Origin of the sequence: Paenibacillus sp. J14 (genome assembly GCF_000518465.1) — a bacterium.
Lineage (GTDB): Bacteria > Bacillota > Bacilli > Paenibacillales > Paenibacillaceae > Fontibacillus > Fontibacillus barengoltzii.
Genome location: NZ_JADQ01000003.1, coordinates 158,028 through 180,028, shown reverse-complemented (window position 1 = coordinate 180,028; position 22,001 = coordinate 158,028). Strand labels below are relative to the sequence as shown.

The following is a 22,001-nucleotide window of genomic DNA, read 5'->3' as shown; positions in this document are numbered from 1 at the left end:
ATTACCGGAAGAAGTATCACGAAGTGCCCAAGAATCAACACAAACGCGCCCTCGTCTTAACGGCAAGAAAACTCGTGCGTTTGGTCGATGTGCTGCTACGCAGCGGCCAACTCTACACGCCTCGAAGGAAGGTGAATAGCGCCAAGGATTAACGCCTCCTTTGCCTTAGTCCTTCACGAATTCCCAGTAAAAATCTGGTATCTGACATGGTTTTTGGCTGGGTTTGGTTTGATGCGCCCTTTTTTCGTGACTCCGCGCTCAACAGGCACGGGAAATTTCCANTTCGATTAAATCAACAGCTTGACATCATACCGCTGGACTTATCAACTATCGTGGTTATTCTATTATATGAAAAATGCCCGTTTCTTCACAAATTTGATTTATCAATACATGGAATAGGGAAGCCATCCTGCAAGCATCTGGGTAACCATTAATGTATCGCGATCAATCAAGAAAGCTAGATGATAGAACTTATTCCATTCATTCCTGTGGTCATAGATATAATTTGCTTGGACAGCCTGAAATGTACCATCATCCTGGAGCATATAAAAATAGTCGGCTATCCCTTGTCCTGCATATCCCGTTGTACCGTAGGCTTCGAGTACGTCGAAGAGATTGCTGACGCCTAACTTGATCCCCAAGCTTGTGGTGATGGATTCATCCGTGCTTTCTACGTTCCATTGATCTACGGACCAATAATCCATTTTGTTCTCTTCATTAAAATGAACTGTTAGTAAGGGATAGATCTGTTTATTCATGATCCCGGATTCGCTAGTTTGCCCTAATGTTTTCTCAAGCTTTGTTCGTGTATCTCCTAGCCGTAATACGTCATCACCAATCTTAACCGTAAGCCCATCCGCCGGTAGATTAACCAAGCTAAAAGAAGGGAACGATTTCACTTCACTAGAATCTTCTGCGGAGAGTGCCTCTCTTGAAGAAAATTCAACTGGTCTCATTTCGAGCTTCATCATTCCGTTGACGGTTAAATGACGTAACAATTCAAGCGCTTCCGTTCTTGTCAGCTTGCGATCCTTATCGAACTGAGACAATGATGTCGGCTGTCCTGGAAGCCAACTGCGAGAAAGAGCATAGGCGAAGGCGTCCGACTCCTGGAAATTAAGCCCTTGTGCAGCAACAATGATTTGAATGGCTTGTCCTTGTGTAATTGGCGATTTTCTTGCACTCGGATCAATGACGCCTGCAGCCGGATATCGATACACTTTTGCCATCTGATATACTCCGTCCATCCAATCGTCGTTATAGGAAGCACTCGGCATCGCAAGGCCAAACCCCCGAAACATCATTTTCAAAAATTCAGCTTCACTTGCAAGCTGATCCGGCTTAACAGTTCCATCTGGAAAGCCATCAATAATATGCTGATTTGCTCCCCAACGAAATAATAGCTCCGCAGGGTGCTTGCGCAAGTCGGAAGGAGTAGTTTGAAATGGAGAAGAGTCGACCTCCAAGTCGAAGGTTGCGGGAGATTGACTGTGTACGGTTCCTTGACTAAGGAATGCTAAAATAACTAAAAAAACAGGAATTGAACAGATCTTTTTCATAACAACCTACCTTTCTGGAAATATCTTCTTTAACGTATATCGGAATCTAAAAGATAGGTCATTAGCGATAAAAAACGCGGGACGCTCCTTTATTAGGAAAGTCCCGCACGCACACATTATAATCTTCGTTTACATATACAAGCTCGCCAGCAAGATCCCCAAGCTCTCCTCGTAAATTTCGTCGAATTGGGATAACGGCAGCGGATTTACGCCGGTTCCGAGTTCGATCGTAAATCCGGGACGCCGGAATTCATAGATGAACCAATCCTTAAATCCGGCATAGCTTTCCACGTTCCGGACCGGCTTGTAGCCACTGACCCGGGCGAACTCGTTTACGATCGTCTCAGCATACGCAGGTTCGCGGTTTTCAAAGCCCCAATAGATCTCCTCCCCTTGGGTATGGAAGGCCAAGACATGATCAAAATCGCTCTGCCGAACCAGGTTGGCCATGGCGATCGCTTCAGGTTCGGTCAGCGGGGCGGTGCCTGGATAATCCCGTGGACCGCGCTCCACTGGGTTTCTGGCAACCTCACGTTCCCATAACGCCGGGAACTGATCGTTCAAATCTACGCCATTGATATTGGCCTTCCATCCCTGAAAATCGGTGTTGCCGCCGTTGTAGGACAGCACATTGCTGCGGTAAGGTTCCTCGGCAGGCAATCCATGGATCACCAGGTCTACGCCGTCCGGGTTCACCATCGGCACCATGGAGAGGGTGGCTCCTTCGTAATAAGGCCACATGTGCAGACCGCGAATGGTGCTGTTATTCGTTAGCGCAAGCAGATATTGGTTCAGGAATTTGATCAACACCGGCGTCGTGATCCATTCATTTGCATGAAAAGCTCCGTTAACATGCACTTGTTTGCTGCCTTTACCGATGCGTAGTTCGGGGATCGGTTTGTTCATGACCGAATTGCCGATATTCCGATAGGCGATAAACGGATAAATGTCCATCAACCGGTTTAAATCGTCCCGCAAGGCGGCGTAATCATAGGGTTTGCGGATGTCGACCACGAACCAGGTGACCCGCAGCGGAAGCTGCAGCCGTTGTCCGATCGTAAGGTGATTTGGATTCACCGACTGGTTCAGCAGCAGGATTACATCCAGAGAAACCCCGCGGTCCCTGGACAGCTTCCAGATGGAATCCCCGGCTTTCACCTGATACTCGCTGGTGACAAAACCAGGGATGTGGATGGTCTGGCCCACGCTAAGGCTCTCCGCTGGAATGCCTGGATTGGAATCGACGATCAATTGCAGCGGCAGTTGGAAAATTTGACTGTAGTACCATAACGTATCCCCCGAACGCACTTGTATACGCATAACCTATCCCTCCTGCACAATTTTGCCTTATAACACCCTATGTAGGAGGAAGTGCGCTCCATGCAAAAAATGAAGGATTCCTGCTTCACAACCTGCGAGCTTTCCGGTAGAATTTAAAAGGCTATATTGTTAACCTTAAATACGAATTAAGGTTAACAATTAAAAATCAATCAAACATAGAAAGCTGGGATGAGGAATGAACCAAGGCAAGACGGAAGGACAGAGCTGGGACACCTTCGCCAAAAAAGCTCTATGTGGTGAAGTTCTAACATTAGAAGAGGGGTTGTCTGTACTACATGCCAGCCAAGATCAATTGCTGCCGTTGATGGATGCGGCTTATCGAGTGAGACGGCATTACTATGGCAATAAAGTGAAGCTCAACATGATCATCAATGCCAAAAGCGGGCTTTGCCCCGAAGATTGCGGGTACTGCTCGCAATCCTTGATCTCGACGGCTCCCATTTCAAAATATCCGCTGCTTAACAAGGAGACGTTGGTCGCTGGAGCGCGTGAAGCGTTGCAGCGCAAAGCGGGGACCTATTGCATCGTGGCATCAGGCAGAGGGCCTACCGATAAAGAACTTGAGCAGGTTGCGGAAGCAGTTGCTGAAATCCGCGCAACGATGCCGCTGAAAATTTGCGCTTGCCTCGGCATTCTCAGGGAGGAGCAGGCGGAGAAGCTCCGTGAAGCCGGTGTTCACCGCTACAACCACAATTTGAATACGAGCCGGGCGAACTATCCGTCGATCACTACCACTCATACCTACGATCAACGCGTGGTAACAGTGAAAACGGCACGAGCGCATGGTATGTCTCCATGTTCCGGCGTGATTATCGGCATGGGTGAATCCGATGGGGAAATCGTGGAGATGGCCTTGGCATTGCGCGAATTGGATGCCGATTCGATTCCGATCAACTTCCTGAATGCGATCCCGGGGACACCGCTCGAACGTTCGGAGCGGGTACCGGCGCTTAAAGCACTGAAGGTATTAGCGTTGTTCCGTTTCATTTGTCCAACGAAGGAAATCCGCGTGGCGGGCGGCCGCGAGATCAGTCTCCGTACGCTGCAACCGCTATCCTTGTATGCGGCCAATTCGATCTTTGTAGGCGACTACATGACGACGAAAGGGCAAGATGTCACCTTGGATCACCAAATGATTGAGGATCTAGGCTTTGAGATTGAAGAAACTGCGGTTTCATAAAATAGAAAGATAGCGCCACGTCACGTTATCCGGTAAACTGGATGAAGGAAAGAATCCTAATAACGTGGTGATTCGCTTGTTTCAAATTATGTTAATCGAAGACGATCCCTCTCTGTTTCAAGAAATCAGTGAGCGGTTGCAGCAGTGGTCCTATGGCGTACATGGCGTTCGGGATTTCGGCAATGTACTGGAGGAATTTACGGAAGTTCGTCCGGACCTGGTGATCATTGATATCCAGCTGCCCAAGTTCGACGGATTTCATTGGTGCCGTCAAATTCGCGCCCGCTCCAACGTACCGATCATTTTCTTGTCTTCCCGCGATCATCCCACTGACATGGTGATGTCCATGCAGCTGGGGGCGGATGACTTTGTTCAGAAGCCGTTCCATTTCGAAGTGCTGATTGCCAAAATCCAGGCGACGCTTCGACGGGTTTACAATTATAATACCGAACGCGTTGAGCTGCGAACGTGGCGCGGAGCGACCATCGAATATGGGCGCAACACGGTCACGTCCGAGCAGGGAACGATCGAGTTAACGAAAAACGAGATGCTCATCCTCAAGCAGCTGGTGGAGCAGAAGAACCGCATCGTCAGCCGCGAGGAGCTGATCCGCAGTTTATGGGACAATGAGCATTTCGTCAGCGATAATACGTTAACCGTCAACGTAAATCGGCTGCGCAAGAAGCTGGAGGACCTCGGGCTGGACGCTTATATCGAGACCAAGGTAGGTCAAGGATATATGGCCACCGAAGAGGTTCGCGTGTTATGATCGGCCAATATTTGCGCGAGCGCCTCAGCTGGATCTTGCTCGTCTTTAGCCTGCAGCTTTTGCTGCTCTTCGTCGCTGCCATCGACCGAACGATTCCATTTTTGCCGATGCTGTATATTGTTTTCTTATCGATTTTGGGATTTGGGGCATTTCTACTGATTCGGTATCCGAAGGAAACTCGGTTTTATCAAAGCCTGTCGAACTGGGACGACACCTATGATTTGAGCGTCATCTCTGAGCCGGAAACTCCGCTGGAGGGAATCGTTATGGACCGGTTAAGCGAGCAAACGGACAAGTTCCGCAAGGAAACGTCGCAGCTTGTCGCCCAGCTGGAAGAGGAGAAGGACGAGCTGATGGCCTGGATTCATGAGGTGAAAACACCGCTCACCGCCATGCGGCTGATGATCGATCGGATGGGCGACGAGCCGCTCAAAGAGCAGCTTCACCTGGAGTGGCTGCGCATCCACCTGCTGCTGGACCGCCAGCTGCACCAGAAGCGGATTCCGTTTATCGAGAACGATCTCTACATCGAACAGGTGAAGCTGGAGCCGCTGCTGGTTCAAGAGATCCGGGAGCTAAGAGCATGGTGTTTGCAAAAAGGCATCGGCTTTGACGTCCATCTGCCTGTCCAAGAGGTGCTGTCGGATGCAAAATGGCTGGCGTTTATCCTTCGGCAACTGCTAACCAATGCGGTGAAATATAGCGAAGCCTCCGATATCTGCGTGGAATCAGGGATTTCGCCGGAAGGACAGGCCTGGCTCAGCGTCCGCGACAAAGGGCGGGGGATCGATGCCAAGGACCTGCCGCGTATCTTCGAGAAAGGATTTACCTCTACGCGGAACCACGAGGATCATGCGGCTACCGGCATGGGATTATACTTGGTGAAAAAAGCGGCGGATTCCCTGTCAATCCGGATCAAGGTCGACTCGAAGCCCGGCGGGGGCACCGCTTTTACGTTGTTTTTCCCAAGAAGTAATGCATACGTTCATACGCTAGGCATGTGACAACATTGTCACATGCCTGTTTGTTTTGTTCGGGAAATCGCAGGAATTGTCCCTCCCGGGTAAGGTAAGATAAGGGCAGGATAAAGGAGTGATTAATCATGGCTATACTTGAAGCCAGCAAAATTCATAAAAGTTATGGCAACAAATTTAATCGCCAGGAAGTGTTGAAAGGGATTGACCTGAATGTAGAGAAGGGTGAGTTCGTTAGCATTATGGGGGCGTCCGGCTCCGGCAAGACGACCTTATTAAACGTGCTTTCTTCGATCGATAAAGTCAGTCTCGGCAGCATTAAAATTGAAGGCAAAGAGTTCACGGGGCTGAAGGAGAAGGAGTTGGCCGAATTCCGCAAATCCCATCTCGGCTTTATTTTTCAGGAATACAATTTGCTGGATACGTTAACGGTCAAAGAAAACGTGCTGCTGCCGCTCTCGATCAAGAACGTCTCCCGCAAGGAGGCGGACCTGAAGTTTCAGGAGATCGCCACCGAGCTTGGCATTTACGAAATTAAAGACAAGTATCCCAATGAAATATCGGGGGGACAAAAGCAGCGGACTTCCGCCGCACGGGCGTTTATCCACGATCCGAGCATTATTTTTGCCGATGAGCCGACGGGCGCACTGGATTCGAAATCAGCTTCCGATTTGCTAAATAAGCTGAGCGAGCTCAACCGGAAAATCGCGGCAACGATTATTATGGTCACCCATGATCCGGTGGCGGCAAGCTACACCAGTCGCGTCGTGTTTATCAAGGATGGACAAATTTATTCGCAGCTGAATAAAGGCGACGAGTCGCGACAGTCGTTCTTCAACGACATCATCAAAGCGCAGGGCGTATTGGGCGGGGTGCAGGAATGAGTCTGACCCATCTGATTTACCGCAATCTCAAGAAAAATCTAAAAAACTACTACTTGTACGTGTTCGCCTTAATTTTCAGCGTGGCGCTTTACTTCGCATTTGTCACCTTGCAATATGACCCGGCTTTGGACGAAATAAAGGGGTCCGTAAAAGGGGCCGCCGGATTAAAAGCCGCATCGGTGCTGCTCATCGTAATTGTGACCATCTTTTTGCTGTATGCTAATACCATCTTTATTAAGCGGCGAAGTAAGGAGATTGGTCTCTTTCAATTAATCGGGTTAACGAAAGGGAAGATCTTTCGTATTCTCAGCAGCGAAAACCTGATTCTGTATTTCGGCTCTATGCTGATCGGCATCTTCGTTGGATTTTCCTGCTCCCGGCTGCTGCTGATGATCTTGTTCCAGATCATTGGACTTGAGGCTGCGGCAACGCTGCGCTTCTCCTCGCAGGCGCTGATACAGACCGTCGAGGTCTTTGCGGCGATCTACCTGCTAATTATGCTGATGAACTACACGTTCATCAAACGACAAAGCATTTTGTCGCTGTTCCGAGCGACATCCACTACGGAGAATGTGTATCGTAAAATGCCCTTATCCGAAATTGTCATCGGCATTCTGGGAATCGGGCTGATCCTTTATGGTTACCGGATTTCGGCGGATCTGTTCAGCGGCGACTACACGGAAATGCGAGAGCTCTTCCTCGCCATGATTCAGATTCTAGGTTCGGTGATCATCGGTACGTATCTGTTTTATAAAGGTTCGGTTAGTTTTATTTTCAATTTGGTTCGGAAGGCGAAAGGGGGATATCTCTCGTTAAATGAGGTGCTGTCCCTATCCTCAATTATGTTCCGTATGAAATCTAACGCGTTGCTGCTGACTATTATCACGACGGTGTCAGCACTGGCCATTGGTTTGTTGTCGCTCAGCTACATTTCTTATTACTCAACGGAAAAAAACGCTCAACAATCCGTACCTAATCATTTCGCGCTGTTAGATCCTAAGGACGTGGGTGCCTTCGAGCAGGCTCTGAAGGCGGCTGGCATCGAGACGCAGGAGACCCGGCGCCAGGTGGTTATCGCCGAAGCCGACCTCTCCAACCTGATTGGATCTGCGCTAAGCGGGCAGAATAGCCAACTGACAACGTTGGCCGTCGTAGATGAACAAGAAGTTGCCGGGGTGAATCTGGAGTCTAAAGAAGCGCTGTTGGCTGGTTCAAGCAATTTGCTGGAGCAGTTCATGGGATTGCGGTCAAAAGGGGAAATGACGATACAAGGGAACTCCCAATCCATTCCCGTGACTGTGATCGATACGATGAAGGATGCGATTGTATCCCTCCATTTTTCTTCTGCATTGCCGTCAGTCATCCTTGATCATGCCGACTTTGAGCAACTCATGCAAGATATGAATCGGGAACTTCAAAGCTCCTACCAAGTCTATTATGGGATCGATGTTGCGAGTCCCGACTTGATGGAACAAGCTTACCAGCTCTATCAGGAGTTAGACTTCGACAAGAAACCAGGCGCGATGTCTCAAACCGAGATCATTACGGAACAACGAAGCAACATGGGATTGATCATGTTTATTGTGGGTTTCCTCGGGTTAACGTTCCTGATCACTTCAGGCTGTATCCTATACTTCAAGCAAATGGGCGAAGGGGAAGAAGAGAAGCCAAGCTACACGATCTTACGCAAGCTGGGATTTACGCCAGGCAACCTGCTCCGAGGCATTCAATATAAGCAGTTGTTTAACTTTGGCATCCCGCTCGTTGTAGGTTTGTCGCATAGTTATTTTGCCGTCCGCTCCGGCTGGTTCTTATTCGGGACGGAGCTATGGATCCCGATGATCTTGGTCATGCTGATTTATACCATACTGTATTCGATTTTCGGATTGTTGTCGGTCCTTTACTATAAAAGAGTGATCAAAGAATCGTTATAGAACAAAGAGTATCCAAGCAAAGCAAGGCGGAAAAGTCCTCATTGGACATTTCCCGCCTTATTTCATGGGGTTAAGGTTTCTTTGGAAGACCGTAAGCTTCCCGAATCAGTGCAAAATAGGTATCGGCTAACACAACTTCAAATTCCGGTCCCAACGCTTCCGTGATCGCTACTACGTCCGACGGTCTCATGCTCCAAGCATTGACCCCTACAGAAACGAACATCGGCGAGTTCCCGTCCCAGGCAGCCTTCGCATCATTCAAAATGTTGATTCCATCTCTGACGGTGGCCGTGCCTTTGAAATATGAAACTGGTAGATTGCCGTTGACGATCTCTACGTAATTTTCGCTTCCGCCGCCAAGGAACAGGCCAGGGACTTTTAAATATTCCACATAGGCTTCGGCTTTAGACCCGGTGAGAGGAACGTCACGGGCGTCTTGACGGTTGATGACAAAAGGATACGACATGCCGGATTTCTTCAAATACGGGTAAGAATCCTTCATGAACTGGGCAAAACTCTCTTCCGGCCAAACCTGCGGACTGAAATAACCGGCTCCGGAAGGTCCGGCTACCAGCAGGTCATTCTCCGTAGCGGTGGACTGGTAATAGTCTAGGATTGCAGGGGCTGCATCAACGAGCAGCGGGCTGGCTGACCAGTTCATCGGCACTTGACCGCGGGCAGGATCCTCCCAAAGATTGCGCATATGATTTTGATCGTACTGCAGGTTATCTCCTTCACCAAACGTGAAGGTCACGTAGATTTTGTTGTTCAGCTTCGGTGTTACCGGCTTGATTGGCTTGACCGGCTTCGCTTTCGTCCCCGCCATGACCGTCATATTATGGAACCAGTCGGAAGGCAGGACATAAACGCCATAACTAGAGGTCAGGTCAACCCCGGCGATTTCGCCTTCAACGTCATTATCAAACCATCCCAAATACGGTGTTCCAGGCTCTACATCCGCTAAGATCTGTTCGAACAACGCTCTTTGTTCAGGTACTCCGCTGGAGAGCCAGAACACCATCGCTTTGTTGGCTACTGCATAATCGCGGAGGTAACCGAACGGCTCCTTCGTTTCCGAGGACAGCGGCTTCACATGGCTGGCAGAAACTTTAAATTGATTCCACATTTCGACGTTAACCGTTAAGTGCTGAGTCCCTGCCGGCGGAACAAATTCGTAGACAAAGTAGTTGCCGTTGTCGGCAAACCGGTGGTCTGCTCCCGGCAAAAACTTGGAGCCGTGACGGTCATACAAATACGGTTCTTCTTCCGGCGTACCGGTCTCAAAATGAACAATCTCCTGACCGTCTGCCAATACGCTGATCTCATGAACGGCAGGGCCCCAACCGTCCTGGGTGTATGCATCCTGGAACCGCAGGTAGACAGCCTCTCCGCCTAAGAACTCGGTCAAATCCAGTTCATACGTTCTCCGATTGCTGGCATCCCGGATTTGCTCCGGTTCGGTGAGCACCGTGCGGAACGAATCCCAGTTATCCGGAGGGAGCGGGATGGACGTATTCGGACTGAGACCTACCAGCATCCGCTTTGTCGTTTGACTCCATAAATGCTCGTACTGCCAAGTATAAGCCTCCATCCGATCTTCGAATTTCCCTTGCAAGTCCTCAACGACGCGCAAACGATAGGGGGCTGCAGCCAGTTCTTGGGCCAATTCTGGGCTCGCTACAACAGCGTCTTTCAAACCGGCGAGGGTCGTCGCTACATTAATTGAATCGGGCACGGCCGGGTCATAGATGATGATACCCTTAACCTCCTTGGCATACGCCTTGACAATGTCCAGCGGGTTTTCATGAATCTGATAAGGCACCTTGATATCGTTTAACCAAGGATCTTTCTCATTCTGCTGCACGTAAATTCGGGGTTCCTTGCGGTTAACGATCCCTTGAAGCGTTGTCAGCAGAAGCTCGATGTCCCCGGGCTTGTTGTACACTTGAGCTACATCCAAGCGCTTAACTTTGGCGAAGGTAGGGAGCTCCTGATTCTTCGGCCATACGATACCGCTCTTCTTGTTTAGATCCGCTGAAACCGAGCTGTCTGCGGAGGCTCCTAAAGGCAGGGTTAACGTACATACGACTGCTAAACCAAGCGTGATCCATTTGCGCAACATTATTTCGACACCTCTCTTCTTAGGATAAAATGCGAAGTGACTTGTCCCAATCAATCCTTCGATATACCACCTCCTGATCGATTTGGATGGGATTGGAATGGCTTACAAGCTATATTTAATATATGTTATTGTATATTTCAATAGCTTTGACAAAACTTCATAAGGATCGATAAAACTTTGCATATTCAGCGATGAGTTGACTTCATTCTAATGCGTTATCCGTCATCCTAGAGTCAAATCTTCGTCATTCAAAACACCAATCATTAAATATAGCAAATATATCCTATGGATGAATCTCACCTGGATTGAAATCGCTTGGTTTGATCGAAATTGCATGAAAAATGGAGATACAGGAGACGCTATTTTAGCGAAAAGGGGGATATAAATATGCCAAATCAGGAGCACCAAAACATCGAAACGGATGGGGATCCGCGCACGATCTATGAAGATACGAGCCCGCACATCCGAACTGGCTTTCTGCCGGGGCAGTCGGATGTGACCTCCGCCGAGCCCGAAAACAGCAATTCGGAGCAAGATCAAACGCAGTCTTAATGGAAACAGGCCTTTCTCCAAAAGGAGAGGGCCTGTTTTGTTATGAGATCTGGGCGGGAGGGAACGGTATTCGCTTGTTCTATTCTCAAATGCTGGAAATATTGATATACTGGGGGTAATCTGGGCTACTAATTTATGGGCAGGTGAAATTATGAAACCGATTACAGTCTACGATATTGCCAAAGAAGCGAATGTATCCGTTGCTACCGTGTCACGCGTCCTGAACAATACCGCACCTGTGAAAAAGGAAACCCGGGAACGCATCAACGAACTCATTAACAAATACCAGTTTCAACCTAATGCGCTAGCACGAAGTTTGTCGAAGAAGGAAACGGGGATGATCGGCATTATTCTTCCGGATATTACAAATCCGTTTTTTCCCGAAGTGTTGTCCGGGTTTGATCTGGAAGCGCGTAAGCAAGGGTATACTTACTTTCTGTGCGACACGGTCTCAGCCAGCGTGGACAGCGAAGAGCAATATGTCCGCGAATCGCAATATTTAAATGCGCTCGCAGAGAAACAGGTGGACGGGATCGTCATGATGGGAGGACGGGTAGATTTGGCCAAACCTGACACGCAACTGGTTGAGGAGGTAGCTGAGATCGGCAAAAGGCTGCCGGTTCTGTTGGTCAACGGCCGACTTCCTAAATCTGGCCTGAATCGTGTGGCCGTGGATGAACGGCATGGCGCGGAATTGGCGGCTGAGCATTTGATTGAACTCGGGCATCGCGACATCGCGATTGTAGGCGGCTACCGTCAGATGTCCAACACCCAGCAGCGGACGAGCGCTTTCTTGAAGAAAATGGTGCAGTCGGGGCTCGAGGTGCGCAAAGAGTGGGTGATGCATGGTGGTTTTTCCGTCGACAGCGGCATGATGTTTATGAATCAATTGCTTCAGATGCCTAAGCGGCCGACGGCGATCTTCTGTCTGAACGACTTAGTTGCGATCGGCGTGTTAAAGGCGGCGGTTAAAGCAGGGTTGCGTGTCCCTGAAGACCTCTCGATTATCGGATATGATGATACACCGTTTGCCTCCTACAGCACTCCAGAACTGACGACCATTTCACTGCATGCTCATGAGCTCGGTCGAACGGCGGGGGAAGTCCTGCACCAGATGATTACGAAGTCCAAGGTGAACAAAACGACCTTGCTGAAGCCGGAACTGGTTATTCGCGAGTCTACTGCGGCTCTTAACTAGGGTTAGGAGCTTTGCACCCGCCTCCGAAAAAAAGGAATTGACAACTTAAATTAGGCTGGGCTAGAATAACTGCAAGAAAGCCCTTACATTTCATTCGCAGGTAATTCTTCCTTTTTTCACCCTCCACTAAATGCAACGAAACTTTACTTCTTTTATCAACTCCGAAGAGAAGCATCAATCCGAACAATTCTTGGCGTAACAACCGAATCTTTGCGTTTGATTCAATGTGAAACCCGTTTCACTCTAATTTAATCGCTTAAAATGTAACGGGTTTCATGAAATGGGATTCATTAAAATTTAATAATACAGACGCTAGGAGTGGTCGCTATGAGTACGCGTATCGAATCCGAATCCGTTGTAAGTCTATCTGGCCAAGCGGTTAACATCCGTGGGGAGAGCGTGATCCTGCTTTGTGCTTCACTCTTTTATTTCCGGATTCCCCCCGAGTTATGGCAAGAACGGCTCCAGCAGGTGAGAGAAGCCGGCTATAACTGCATCGACGTCTATTTTCCTTGGAATTTCCATGAGCTTCAGGAGGGGACCTGGGAGTTCACCGGGATGCGGGATGCAGATCGGTTTTTGCAACTAGCCAGTGAGGCGGGATTATGGGTGATCGCCCGCCCTGGACCGTATATTTGCTCTGAATGGGATGGCGGCAGCCTGCCTGCGTATTTGTACGCCAAAAAGCCGGCTCTACGAATCAGAGATAATGATCCAGCGTTCTTGCAGCATGTGGCTAGGTGGTATGCGCAGATATTACCGATCCTTCATCGTCATGAAGTGACGAACGGAGGCAGCGTTATTTTCGTTCAGCTTGAAAATGAACTCGACTTCTATGATTGCTCCGACCCGGCAGGTTATATGGCGGCACTGCGAGACATGGCTGCAACACATGGTTTAACCGTTCCGCTGATTGCTTGTGCCGGTCAAGGCGGCTTAGTGCAGGCATCCGGGTTAACGGAAGGCATTGTGCCGACCTGTAACTTCTATCCGAATGATCGGGATCCTGATTTCGAGCACAAGGTGTTGCATTATCGGGAGGTGCTTCACAGACTGGGTCTTCCGCTGCTCGTTACCGAAACGAACCGGAGCCATTACTTGCTGCGCAGACTGCTGTCCGCTGGAGCCAAGCTGTTAGGTCCTTATCTGCAGGCGTCGGGCACCAATTTCGGCTTCACCAATGCGACGAATAACTGGGGGAAGCCGCTGGCTTTCTTGACCTCGGATTATGATTTCGGAGGCATGATTTCGCCGGAAGGCCATCTCCGTGAAGAAGTGAAGGAGGCGAAGCTTCTCTCCAGGTTAATTCGTGCCTATGGCCGTGCGATTGCAGAATCTGAGCCGGATTCCGAGAGCAAATGGTCTGTTGCTGGCGAGAAGGAGGGGGTATTTGGTCCGTATGTGCTGCGTCTGAAAGGCGGCGGAGAGCTGATTTTTGTGACCAATGGTGAAGAGCGGTCCAAGCAAATCAGCTTGCACCATGAGGATGCGAGCCAGGCTTCATCTACGGGGACATTGACCTTGGCTGCTTCGAGATCCTTGGCGCTGCCAGCAATGGTGCCGCTATCGAACTGGGGAGTTCCAGGACATCTCGTATCCTCCACAGCAGAGCTTTACATGGCAGAACAGCAGAAGGACGGGGTGGTTCTCGCGTTTCACAAGGAGGGGGATAACGCGGAGATCATCCTATCCGTTGATGTTGCCAATAATCCAATGACTGAGGGGATGCAGGTCATTCATCGCGAGGGTCAGCTGATCTTGCAACTGTCTGGAGCCGAGACGGCGTTATGTCGGTTTGAACTGAAGGAAGGGCAACGTTGTACGGTCATTGTCACAAGCCGTCTCAATGCGCTTCGGACCGAAGCGATTTATTTGGATGGGAGCATCACCATAACCGAGGATCCACCGGTCTCGAATGAACCTGACCCTGCGCCAGCAGCACTCGATTGGCGGTTTGTGGCGAGGAAGGGCTGGAAGGCGCCAATCCAAGCTGCGACGGCACAGACGAAAGGGGCGAAGGCCGAATTCTTGGAACGGCTTGGCGTTTACCGCGGATACGCCTGGTATGAGGCCGAGACCAATTGGGATGCCGATAAGCACCAGATGCATGGATTTCTGGTGCGTCAGGCAAGTGATGTCGTTTCGCTGTATGCGGATGGGACGTACCTCGGTACATTTACTCCCGGTGGAGCCAGCATGTTTGTCCCAGCAAGCGGACGAGAAGCGAAGAAGCTGCAAGCACGAGTGGAGATTTGGGGCCACAGCAACTTCGATGACCTCCGGCTCCCGGCACTGCGCTTGCCTTCCCTGAAAGGGTTCAAGGGGATTGCGACCATCACCGCTGTCCACAACATTACCTCGAATTGGCGCGTGCATCCGAAGGTCGACCGTTCGTGGCAAGACACGCTCACACAGCCGGACGAAGCGCTATGGCCCGTCGTTAGTTTTGGAAGCTGGTTGTCTGCGGACTATCCGTCCCAAATGATCTTCCGCAGAACGTATATTCCCGGGGCTGGCGGAGATTCGTGGACGCTGCATTTTCAGAACTTTCAAGGGTATGCGCGGCTTTGGGTGAACGGTATTGATGTCGGCCTTATCCATCCGCTGGATCCATTTATCGATTTGAAGCCGTTTGTTACCCCGGGACAGGAACTGCTCCTAGAGGTCTATTTGGAACGAACGATGGGACATCACACCGGTCAAGTGTTGGTCTATGAAGGGATTGAAGCTTCGGCGTATACGATCATGGCAGCGGAGGAAGCTGAGCTGAAGGCTGCAGCCGATCAAGAAATTGCCAACGCAACTCCGCTTGAATTACCGTTGACACTGACCTCCGGTGAAGCCGGATGGTTATTCGCTTCCATTCCGAATTCTGCACAAGGCAAAGGTTGGAGGGTCCGTGCCGCAGGCTCGGGATTAAAGCTTACGGTGTTTATGGAGGAGCGGATCGTCGGCAGGCTGTGGCTGCCAGGAGGGGAAGGAAGGCCGATGATGACCGGCGGCAGCGCGGACTCCTTTTATTTGCCGGGTCCATGGTTTCAGGCAGGCCAAGCGCAGCTGTCAATTTTTCTCGAAGCCGTGGATGAACAGGATGCAGGCAGCTTAGAGAAGCTGGAGTTTATTTCCGTATAGAAAGGGGGGAGGCCTATGGAAATCCCGACACCAACAGAGGTTCGCCAGCGGCCGCAGCTTTATCGGATGCGTCAACAAGGATGGTTCAAACGGTTATGGAGCAATAAAACGCTGCTTCTGATGTGTCTGCCGGCGATCATCTTCTTTATCATTTTCGCGTATTTGCCGATGCCCGGCTTGTATCTGGCTTTTATCAAGTACAACTATACAGATGGGATATTTAAGAGTCCGTTCGTGGGGTTCGATAACTTCAGATTTCTTGTAATGACGGGGGATTTGTGGCGGCTGACGTTTAACACGGTGGTTTATAACTTGGCCTTCATCCTGCTAGGGAACGTCTTGCAGATTACCGTTGCGGTGTTCCTGAACGAACTTCGTCTCAAATGGTTTAAAAAGCTAACTCAAACCTTGATGTTCCTGCCGCACTTTATTTCGGCGGTTCTGATTGGTCTGATCGCTTATAACGTGCTGAGCTACGACTATGGTCTGCTCAACAGCATTTTGACTTCGCTGGGATTTGATCCGGTAAAGACGTATTCGAACGCAACGATCTGGCCGTTTATTATCGTGCTGACCTACTTATGGCAATCGACAGGGTATGGATCGATCGTCTATTTTGCCGCCATTATGGGGCTGGATAACGAAATTGTCGAAGCAGCGGAAATCGATGGGGCCGGCGCCTTCCAGCGCATCCGATATATTGTGCTTCCTTGGCTGAAGCCCACCTTTATCATTCTGCTCCTGTTTTCGCTGGGCGGCATCCTGCGCGGGAACTTCGGCTTATTCTTCAACCTGGTGGGAGCCAACAACACCGCGTTGTACGCGACGACCGATATCATCGAAACGTATGTGTTCCGCGCTCTTATGACCAACTTCAACTTCTCGATCGGGAGCGCCGTCAGCCTCTATCAATCCGTGTTTGGATTTGTGGTGGTGATTACCGCCAACTGGCTGGTCAAGAAGGTTTCGCCCGACAACTCACTCTTCTAGGAGGTGCAAGGCATGGATGACGTTCATGAAACGCGAAGTATCCGCACCGATCTCGGCGGTATCATCGTCAAAATCGTCGGCTACTTGTTTATCGGCTTCTTCGCCTTATGTTGTTTGCTGCCCTTCCTGCTGGTCCTTGGCACATCCTTTACGTCGGAAGCGGCGATCAAACGGTTTGGTTTCAATTTCTGGCCCCGGGAATTCAGCACCTTCGCATACAAAATCGTCTTCGAAAATCCGGATCTCATCATCGGCTCATATCTTGTCACCATCGGTATCACGATCTGCGGTACCGCGTTGGGGTTATTCTTGGTGGCGATGACGGGGTATGCACTGCAACGGCCCGATTTTGCTTACCGGAACCGCATCTCTTTCTTTATCTACTTTACGACCCTGTTCAGCGGCGGACTGGTTCCGTTTTACTTACTAGTGACACAGTATTTGGGCCTGAAGGATAACTACTTGGCTGTCTTGCTGCCTGGTCTGCTTAGTCCATTCTTAATCATCATGATGAAAAGCTTTGTTCGTTCCATACCTCATGCGATCACGGAATCAGCCAAAATCGATGGGGCGGGGGATTTCACCATCTTTATCCGCCTGATCTTACCGATGACAACGCCCGCTTTGGCCACAATCGGCTTGTTTATCGCCTTGGGGTATTGGAATGAATGGTATAACTCCATGTTGTTCTTATCCCCGGACATGAAGTACCGCCCGTTGCAGCTGTTCCTATATAACGTGATCACCAGTGCGGACTTCATCCGAAATTCAGCCGCTGCGTCGAACGTGGAACTGCGTGATGTGCCGCTTGAATCGATGAAGATGGCGACGGCGATCGTGGCGACGGGGCCGGTGATATTATTTTATCCGTTTGTGCAGCGCTATTTTATCAAAGGCATCACCGTTGGCGCTGTCAAAGGCTAAGGCTTCACAATTTCAAATAGATGAGGGAGGTTGTGTGAATGGTTCGATGGAAGAAAGCGTCAATTTGGGTCATGGTAAGCCTGCTGGTATTGCTGTTGGCGTCCTGCGGCGGCTCTAACAACAATAAAGGAGCGGGCAGCGATGCGCCAAACAATGGGGGCAATGCGGCGAATACTGGTCAAGAGACGGATACGGGAATCGACACGTCCAAGTTCGTGAAGATCAGTTACCTCGTTTTGGGGGATAAGCCTAAGAACGGGCAGTTCGAAAAGGTGCTTGCCGAAGTCAACAAAATCATGAAGGAAAAAATCAACGCCGAGCTGGAATGGAAATGGATCGAATGGGCGGATTGGCAGACCAAGTACAATCTCGCGTTAGCCTCCGGGGAACCGATTGATCTGATTACGATCGGTACGGACTGGTTGGACACCTGGGGCAATGCGCAGCGCGGCGCCTTCATGAACCTGGATGAACTCCTGCCGAAATACGCGCCGGAAACGTGGAATTCCATCCCGGCAGAGGATTGGGAAGAAAGTAAATATGACGGCAAAATCGTTCTGATTCCTGAAAACGATTACACGCAGTGGGTTAACCACGGTTTCTTCTACCGCGGCGATTGGGCGAAGGAGGCTGGGATTACCGAGCCGATTAAGGATTGGGAAGGCATTGAGAAGTACTTGCAGTACATTAAAGACAACAAACCGGATGTGATTCCGTGGGACGCAGCGTCAGGCACGCAAACCTGGGGGGGATTTATCCAATCGTATACGGATGAACTGGAGCTTCCGATCTCGACGGGCTTCATGCCGGTATTTACGACCAAATCCTATGAAGAGCGCTTTACTGCTGTAAGTCCCATCTTTGAGGACGTATTCTTGGATTACGCCACGATGATGAAACGATGGGCGGATCAAGGCTTCTGGCGTGAAGACGCCCTAAATAACAAAAATAACAACCGCGATGCGTTGAAAGCCGGCTTGTCTGGGCTGGATCAACACCATACACAGACGTTCTCTGGACTTCGCGTCGAAATGGATAAAGCACAGCCGGGTTCAGAGTTGCAGATGTTCCCCTTCTCCCGGACACGCGGCACAAACCTGATGGAGCTGTCGATTACCCATGGCGGCACCTCCGTAGGCGCGCACAGCAAAAACCCAGAACGCGCGCTGATGGCCTATGATCTGATTCGTAATAATGAGGAGATTTATCATCTGATCAACTATGGAATCGAAGGCGTGCAATACGTGATCAAAGATGGCAAACGTGCTCGTCCTGAAGGTTATGATGAAGCAAGAGACGGCTTTTATTCCGATTTCTGGGGCGGCCGCGTCGACAAGTTTGAGATTCCTAGCGAAACGACGTGGGATCAAATCGAAGAGACGTTGTATGCGGAATACGATAAGATCAAGAAGCCATATGTGTACGGTCGCTTCGTATTTGATAAAACACCAGTAGAAGCCGAACTAACCGCAATCTCGCAGGTAACCGGGGAGCTTGGGCCGGCCATCGTGATGGGGAAAGCCGGAGACCCCGCGAAGGCGGTTGAAGAGTTCCGCAACAAGCTGAAGCAGGCCGGATACGATAAAGTGCTAGCCGAGCTGCAAAAGCAGTTGGACGCTTATAAAGCTCAGATCGGTGAATAATTGTTAGAAGAAAAAAACAGAACAGACCCGCAAAATCGCGGGTCTGTTTTTTGTGCTGCAAATAACAACTTCATTTTTTGAGCAGATTAATATGATCGAGGTCTGTACTGCTGTTAAATATAAATTCCAGCTTGTAATCGCCGCGGATATAAGTCAGCTTGGTTTGTTCCAGGTTCCCGTTGTGGATCGTACTGCTCGCGTCGGGGGTAAACCAGTTTTGCTTTAACATTTTTATGGTGATGCCACCGATATTCGTTTGACGTTCCACGTTGGTACCGAAATAGCGCATTTCCTGAAGCGTCCCATGTGAATAGGAAAAAGCGTATCCCGGATTGCCCATGTTCGCGCTGTACAAGTCAAAAGCCAAGTTTCCTTTGCCCTCGATGGAAGGCTCACCGAACAGTCTAATGACGTCCTTCTTGCTGCTTTTGCCCACTGTCAAGCCGGCAACAGCCCCGGGGAACTGACCTGTTAATGCGGGTTTATAGAAGCTGTTTAAGGTTTCCAAGGCATGAGCGGATTCTTCCTGTTGAATCTGAGCTGCCTTGAGTAGCGTTGGCTGTGCGTCGACAACACTGCTGGAGGTCGCCCAAGTGGCAGCACCCAAGATTCCTACGGCAAGAAGCGCGAGGACGACTTTAGGTTGGATGATTTTATGGTACATTAGAGAACTCCTTCCGGTCCAATGAAGTATGACGAGGTATATCGTTCATCCACATTCCATATCATAGGACAAACTGCGAGTGAACAAGTGTCGATATCGTTAAATAGAGATTGCAATTTCGCAAGAAAATGGATTTACATTTTTCAAAATGAGGCATATACTAAAACTATAAAGTTGCACACAGGAAACTTTAATGGATATAGACAACTTTAGTAGACGCAAGCGCAAGGGAGGGATTCACATGATGGAACAAAGTATTGCGCAACAAACGACTCCAGTCACCTCGAAAGGATTGGATCATCAAACGTCCGCACATGCCGCACTAGACGGCAGAACGAAAGGGATGAAACGGCTTCTTCCGTTTCTTGGACCTGCGTTTATCGCTGCGGTTGCTTATATCGATCCCGGTAACTTTGCTACGAACATCACCGCAGGATCGAAGTACGGCTATCTGTTGTTATGGGTGATTTTCGCTTCGAATTTGATGGCGGTGCTAATTCAGTCGTTATCAGCGAAACTTGGGATTGCCACGGGCAAGAACCTGCCCGAAGTTGCTCACGATCGATTTCCGAAGGGGGTATCGATCTTTCTGTGGATTCAAAGTGAGTTGGTCATTATCGCTACGGATCTGGCAGAATTTATTGGGGCGGCGTTAGGGCTTTATCTCTTGTTTGGTATTCCGATGCTGCCGGCGGCCGTGATCACCGCGATTGGCTCTTTCGCCATCCTCGAGCTGCAGCGTCGGGGATATCGTGCACTGGAAGCGGGTATCGCTGCCATGGTGTTGATCGTTGTTTTGGCCTTTGCCTTTCAAGTGATTGCGGCGAATCCGGATTATGCAGCCGTTGGAGCAGGCATGGTAACTCCCCGCTTTGATGGGGTGGACAGCGTTCTGCTGGCTGCAGGGATCTTAGGGGCAACCGTGATGCCTCATGCGATTTATTTGCACTCCTCGTTAACCCAAAATCGGATTGTGGGACGTAATGAGGCAGAGAAGAAGAAGATTTTCAAGCTGGAATTCATTGATATCGTCTTGGCGATGTTGATTGCCGGGGCCGTGAATATGGCGATGGTTGTGGTTTCTGCAGGGCTGCTCTTCAAAAACGGTCTTATCGTTGAAGATTTGGATGTCGCTTTCCATCAATTTGGCACAATCGCCGGACCGGTTACTGCCATTTCCTTCGGGCTGGGGCTGCTGATCGCAGGCCTGTCCAGTTCTTCGGTGGGGACGATGGCTGGGGATGTGGTGATGCAAGGGTTCATTAACAAACGCATTAACCTGTATGTACGGCGGGCGATTACAACCATTCCTCCGCTGGCAATTATTATATCTGGCGTGAACCCAACGAATGCTCTGGTGATGAGTCAGGTGGTATTGTCGTTTGGGATTGCATTTGCACTCATTCCTTTGATCTTGTTCACCTCCAACCGCAAAATTATGGGCTCCCTGGTGAATCATCGGGTGACCACCACGCTGGGATGGATGATCTCCGCTTTGGTCGTAAGCCTGAACCTGTTCCTGGTTGCTCAGATGCTGTTGTAAAGGGGTAGCCGCAAGGACTTCGATTTCCACGTTGAGGCGGGGATAGAGGTCCTTTTCTTGTTTCACAGGGACAAGCTAGAAAAAAACAAAAGCGAAAGAGTACCGACTGCGTGTGTGGTCTCTTTCGCCGTCTGCGTTAGAAGCACGTGAACGAGCGAATCCGATTTAAATCGATGCCGAAGTATCCCCAGAAGAACCCAAACCACCGGAATCCGGCAATCGAATTCCGTCCGACGAATACCGGGAAGAACCAGAATTGCTCCCCATTGTTCAGCCAGACATAGGTATTACGGAACAAGCAGCGTCTGATCCCGCCGGGATCGATAGCAAACGTGCCGACTTGCATTTGTGGGACAAATTGTGGTGGTGGAGAGGTTGGCGGTTGAATACCTCCAGGTGCTCCTCCCGGAGTACCGGGGAATCCTCCCGGACCTCCTCCTGGAAATCCCCCTGGAAACCCCGGCCCGCTAGGTCCCCCCGGTATTCCTGGAATCCCTCCGCCAGGTCCCGGCACTGGAAAAAATCCCATATGTGATCGCTCCCTTCAATGTATAGGCATAATCATCATATGCAAATGCGGAGAAGGCGGCTG

At 50.0% G+C, this 22,001-nt stretch carries 17 protein-coding genes and 1 pseudogene; 13 read left to right on the top strand and 5 right to left on the bottom strand.

Features of this window, described 5'->3' with window-relative positions; all coding sequences use genetic code 11:
* Window positions 1-152, top strand: a pseudogene (locus M891_RS25200) (IS110 family transposase); the annotation flags it as partial.
* A gap of 231 nt (window positions 153-383) precedes the next feature.
* On the opposite strand, the gene M891_RS0102260 reads toward M891_RS25200, so the two are convergent.
* Window positions 384-1,559 (bottom strand): hypothetical protein, encoded by a 1,176-nt coding sequence (locus tag M891_RS0102260; RefSeq protein ID WP_009223290.1) that lies wholly within the window; start codon window positions 1,557-1,559, stop codon window positions 384-386.
* Window positions 1,560-1,688: 129 nt separating this feature from the next.
* Complete coding sequence (locus tag M891_RS0102255) at window positions 1,689-2,879, bottom strand: M14 family metallopeptidase (RefSeq protein ID WP_028537665.1); 1,191 nt, start codon at window positions 2,877-2,879, stop codon at window positions 1,689-1,691.
* Window positions 2,880-3,075: 196 nt separating this feature from the next.
* On the opposite strand from M891_RS0102255, the gene bioB reads away from it, so the two are divergent.
* From bioB to M891_RS0102230, 5 genes are all read left to right on the top strand, one after another.
* Complete coding sequence (gene bioB / locus M891_RS0102250; protein ID WP_028537664.1) at window positions 3,076-4,080, top strand: biotin synthase BioB; 1,005 nt, start codon at window positions 3,076-3,078, stop codon at window positions 4,078-4,080.
* A 76-nt stretch (window positions 4,081-4,156) separates the two neighbouring features.
* Window positions 4,157-4,849 (top strand): response regulator transcription factor, encoded by a 693-nt coding sequence (locus M891_RS0102245; RefSeq protein ID WP_028537663.1) that lies wholly within the window; start codon window positions 4,157-4,159, stop codon window positions 4,847-4,849.
* Complete coding sequence (locus tag M891_RS0102240; RefSeq protein WP_028537662.1) at window positions 4,846-5,853, top strand: sensor histidine kinase; 1,008 nt, start codon at window positions 4,846-4,848, stop codon at window positions 5,851-5,853. Before M891_RS0102245 ends, M891_RS0102240 begins: the two co-directional genes overlap by 4 nt.
* A gap of 98 nt (window positions 5,854-5,951) precedes the next feature.
* The gene (locus tag M891_RS0102235; RefSeq protein WP_028537661.1) at window positions 5,952-6,707 is read left to right on the top strand and encodes an ABC transporter ATP-binding protein; all 756 of its coding nucleotides are present in this window, start codon (window positions 5,952-5,954) and stop codon (window positions 6,705-6,707) included.
* The gene (locus M891_RS0102230; protein ID WP_028537660.1) at window positions 6,704-8,641 is read left to right on the top strand and encodes an ABC transporter permease; all 1,938 of its coding nucleotides are present in this window, start codon (window positions 6,704-6,706) and stop codon (window positions 8,639-8,641) included. Before M891_RS0102235 ends, M891_RS0102230 begins: the two co-directional genes overlap by 4 nt.
* A gap of 70 nt (window positions 8,642-8,711) precedes the next feature.
* Here the strand turns inward: M891_RS0102230 and M891_RS0102225 are convergent, their stop codons facing one another.
* Window positions 8,712-10,763, bottom strand: a complete 2,052-nt coding sequence (locus M891_RS0102225; RefSeq protein WP_028537659.1) for a GxGYxYP domain-containing protein — start codon at window positions 10,761-10,763, stop codon at window positions 8,712-8,714.
* A 387-nt stretch (window positions 10,764-11,150) separates the two neighbouring features.
* Between M891_RS0102225 and M891_RS25195 the strand changes: the two genes are divergently transcribed.
* From M891_RS25195 to M891_RS0102195, 6 genes are all read left to right on the top strand, one after another.
* The gene (locus M891_RS25195) at window positions 11,151-11,315 is read left to right on the top strand and encodes a hypothetical protein (protein ID WP_157268743.1); all 165 of its coding nucleotides are present in this window, start codon (window positions 11,151-11,153) and stop codon (window positions 11,313-11,315) included.
* A gap of 151 nt (window positions 11,316-11,466) precedes the next feature.
* On the top strand, window positions 11,467-12,513 hold the full coding sequence (locus M891_RS0102215; protein WP_016312169.1) for a LacI family DNA-binding transcriptional regulator: 1,047 nt from the start codon (window positions 11,467-11,469) through the stop codon (window positions 12,511-12,513).
* A gap of 327 nt (window positions 12,514-12,840) precedes the next feature.
* On the top strand, window positions 12,841-15,645 hold the full coding sequence (locus M891_RS23170; protein ID WP_051416806.1) for a beta-galactosidase: 2,805 nt from the start codon (window positions 12,841-12,843) through the stop codon (window positions 15,643-15,645).
* A 66-nt stretch (window positions 15,646-15,711) separates the two neighbouring features.
* Window positions 15,712-16,635 (top strand): ABC transporter permease, encoded by a 924-nt coding sequence (locus tag M891_RS0102205; protein WP_036624835.1) that lies wholly within the window; start codon window positions 15,712-15,714, stop codon window positions 16,633-16,635.
* Between the two features lie 12 nt (window positions 16,636-16,647).
* Window positions 16,648-17,559 carry a carbohydrate ABC transporter permease gene (locus tag M891_RS0102200; RefSeq protein ID WP_016312166.1) on the top strand — a complete coding sequence of 304 codons (912 nt, stop codon included), beginning with the start codon at window positions 16,648-16,650 and terminating at the stop codon, window positions 17,557-17,559.
* 38 nt (window positions 17,560-17,597) lie between these two features.
* On the top strand, window positions 17,598-19,202 hold the full coding sequence (locus M891_RS0102195; protein ID WP_028537658.1) for a DUF3502 domain-containing protein: 1,605 nt from the start codon (window positions 17,598-17,600) through the stop codon (window positions 19,200-19,202).
* 70 nt (window positions 19,203-19,272) lie between these two features.
* Here M891_RS0102195 and M891_RS0102190 read toward each other — a convergent pair whose 3' ends face one another.
* The gene (locus M891_RS0102190) at window positions 19,273-19,866 is read right to left on the bottom strand and encodes a YjgB family protein (protein ID WP_028537657.1); all 594 of its coding nucleotides are present in this window, start codon (window positions 19,864-19,866) and stop codon (window positions 19,273-19,275) included.
* 241 nt (window positions 19,867-20,107) lie between these two features.
* On the opposite strand from M891_RS0102190, the gene M891_RS0102185 reads away from it, so the two are divergent.
* Window positions 20,108-21,409, top strand: coding sequence for an Nramp family divalent metal transporter (locus tag M891_RS0102185; protein WP_016312163.1), 1,302 nt, complete (start codon window positions 20,108-20,110; stop codon window positions 21,407-21,409).
* A gap of 136 nt (window positions 21,410-21,545) precedes the next feature.
* On the opposite strand, the gene M891_RS0102180 is transcribed toward M891_RS0102185, so the two are convergent.
* A complete protein-coding gene (locus tag M891_RS0102180) occupies window positions 21,546-21,938 on the bottom strand; it encodes a hypothetical protein (protein ID WP_028537656.1) in 393 nt (130 codons plus the stop codon).
* Window positions 21,939-22,001 lie beyond the last annotated feature (63 nt).

Bases quoted from the DNA above. Each gene is read 5' to 3' on its own strand.
- M891_RS0102260 (WP_009223290.1), bottom strand. From the start codon at position 1,559: ATGAAAAAGATCTGTTCAATTCCTGTTTTTTTAGTTATTTTAGCATTC.
- M891_RS0102255 (WP_028537665.1), bottom strand. From the start codon at position 2,879: ATGCGTATACAAGTGCGTTCGGGGGATACGTTATGGTACTACAGTCAA.
- bioB (WP_028537664.1), top strand. From the start codon at position 3,076: ATGAACCAAGGCAAGACGGAAGGACAGAGCTGGGACACCTTCGCCAAA.
- M891_RS0102240 (WP_028537662.1), top strand. From the start codon at position 4,846: ATGATCGGCCAATATTTGCGCGAGCGCCTCAGCTGGATCTTGCTCGTC.
- M891_RS0102235 (WP_028537661.1), top strand. From the start codon at position 5,952: ATGGCTATACTTGAAGCCAGCAAAATTCATAAAAGTTATGGCAACAAA.
- M891_RS0102230 (WP_028537660.1), top strand. From the start codon at position 6,704: ATGAGTCTGACCCATCTGATTTACCGCAATCTCAAGAAAAATCTAAAA.
- M891_RS0102225 (WP_028537659.1), bottom strand. From the start codon at position 10,763: ATGTTGCGCAAATGGATCACGCTTGGTTTAGCAGTCGTATGTACGTTA.
- M891_RS25195 (WP_157268743.1), top strand. From the start codon at position 11,151: ATGCCAAATCAGGAGCACCAAAACATCGAAACGGATGGGGATCCGCGC.
- M891_RS0102215 (WP_016312169.1), top strand. From the start codon at position 11,467: ATGAAACCGATTACAGTCTACGATATTGCCAAAGAAGCGAATGTATCC.
- M891_RS23170 (WP_051416806.1), top strand. From the start codon at position 12,841: ATGAGTACGCGTATCGAATCCGAATCCGTTGTAAGTCTATCTGGCCAA.
- M891_RS0102205 (WP_036624835.1), top strand. From the start codon at position 15,712: ATGCGTCAACAAGGATGGTTCAAACGGTTATGGAGCAATAAAACGCTG.
- M891_RS0102200 (WP_016312166.1), top strand. From the start codon at position 16,648: ATGGATGACGTTCATGAAACGCGAAGTATCCGCACCGATCTCGGCGGT.
- M891_RS0102195 (WP_028537658.1), top strand. From the start codon at position 17,598: ATGGTTCGATGGAAGAAAGCGTCAATTTGGGTCATGGTAAGCCTGCTG.
- M891_RS0102190 (WP_028537657.1), bottom strand. From the start codon at position 19,866: ATGTACCATAAAATCATCCAACCTAAAGTCGTCCTCGCGCTTCTTGCC.
- M891_RS0102185 (WP_016312163.1), top strand. From the start codon at position 20,108: ATGATGGAACAAAGTATTGCGCAACAAACGACTCCAGTCACCTCGAAA.
- M891_RS0102180 (WP_028537656.1), bottom strand. From the start codon at position 21,938: ATGGGATTTTTTCCAGTGCCGGGACCTGGCGGAGGGATTCCAGGAATA.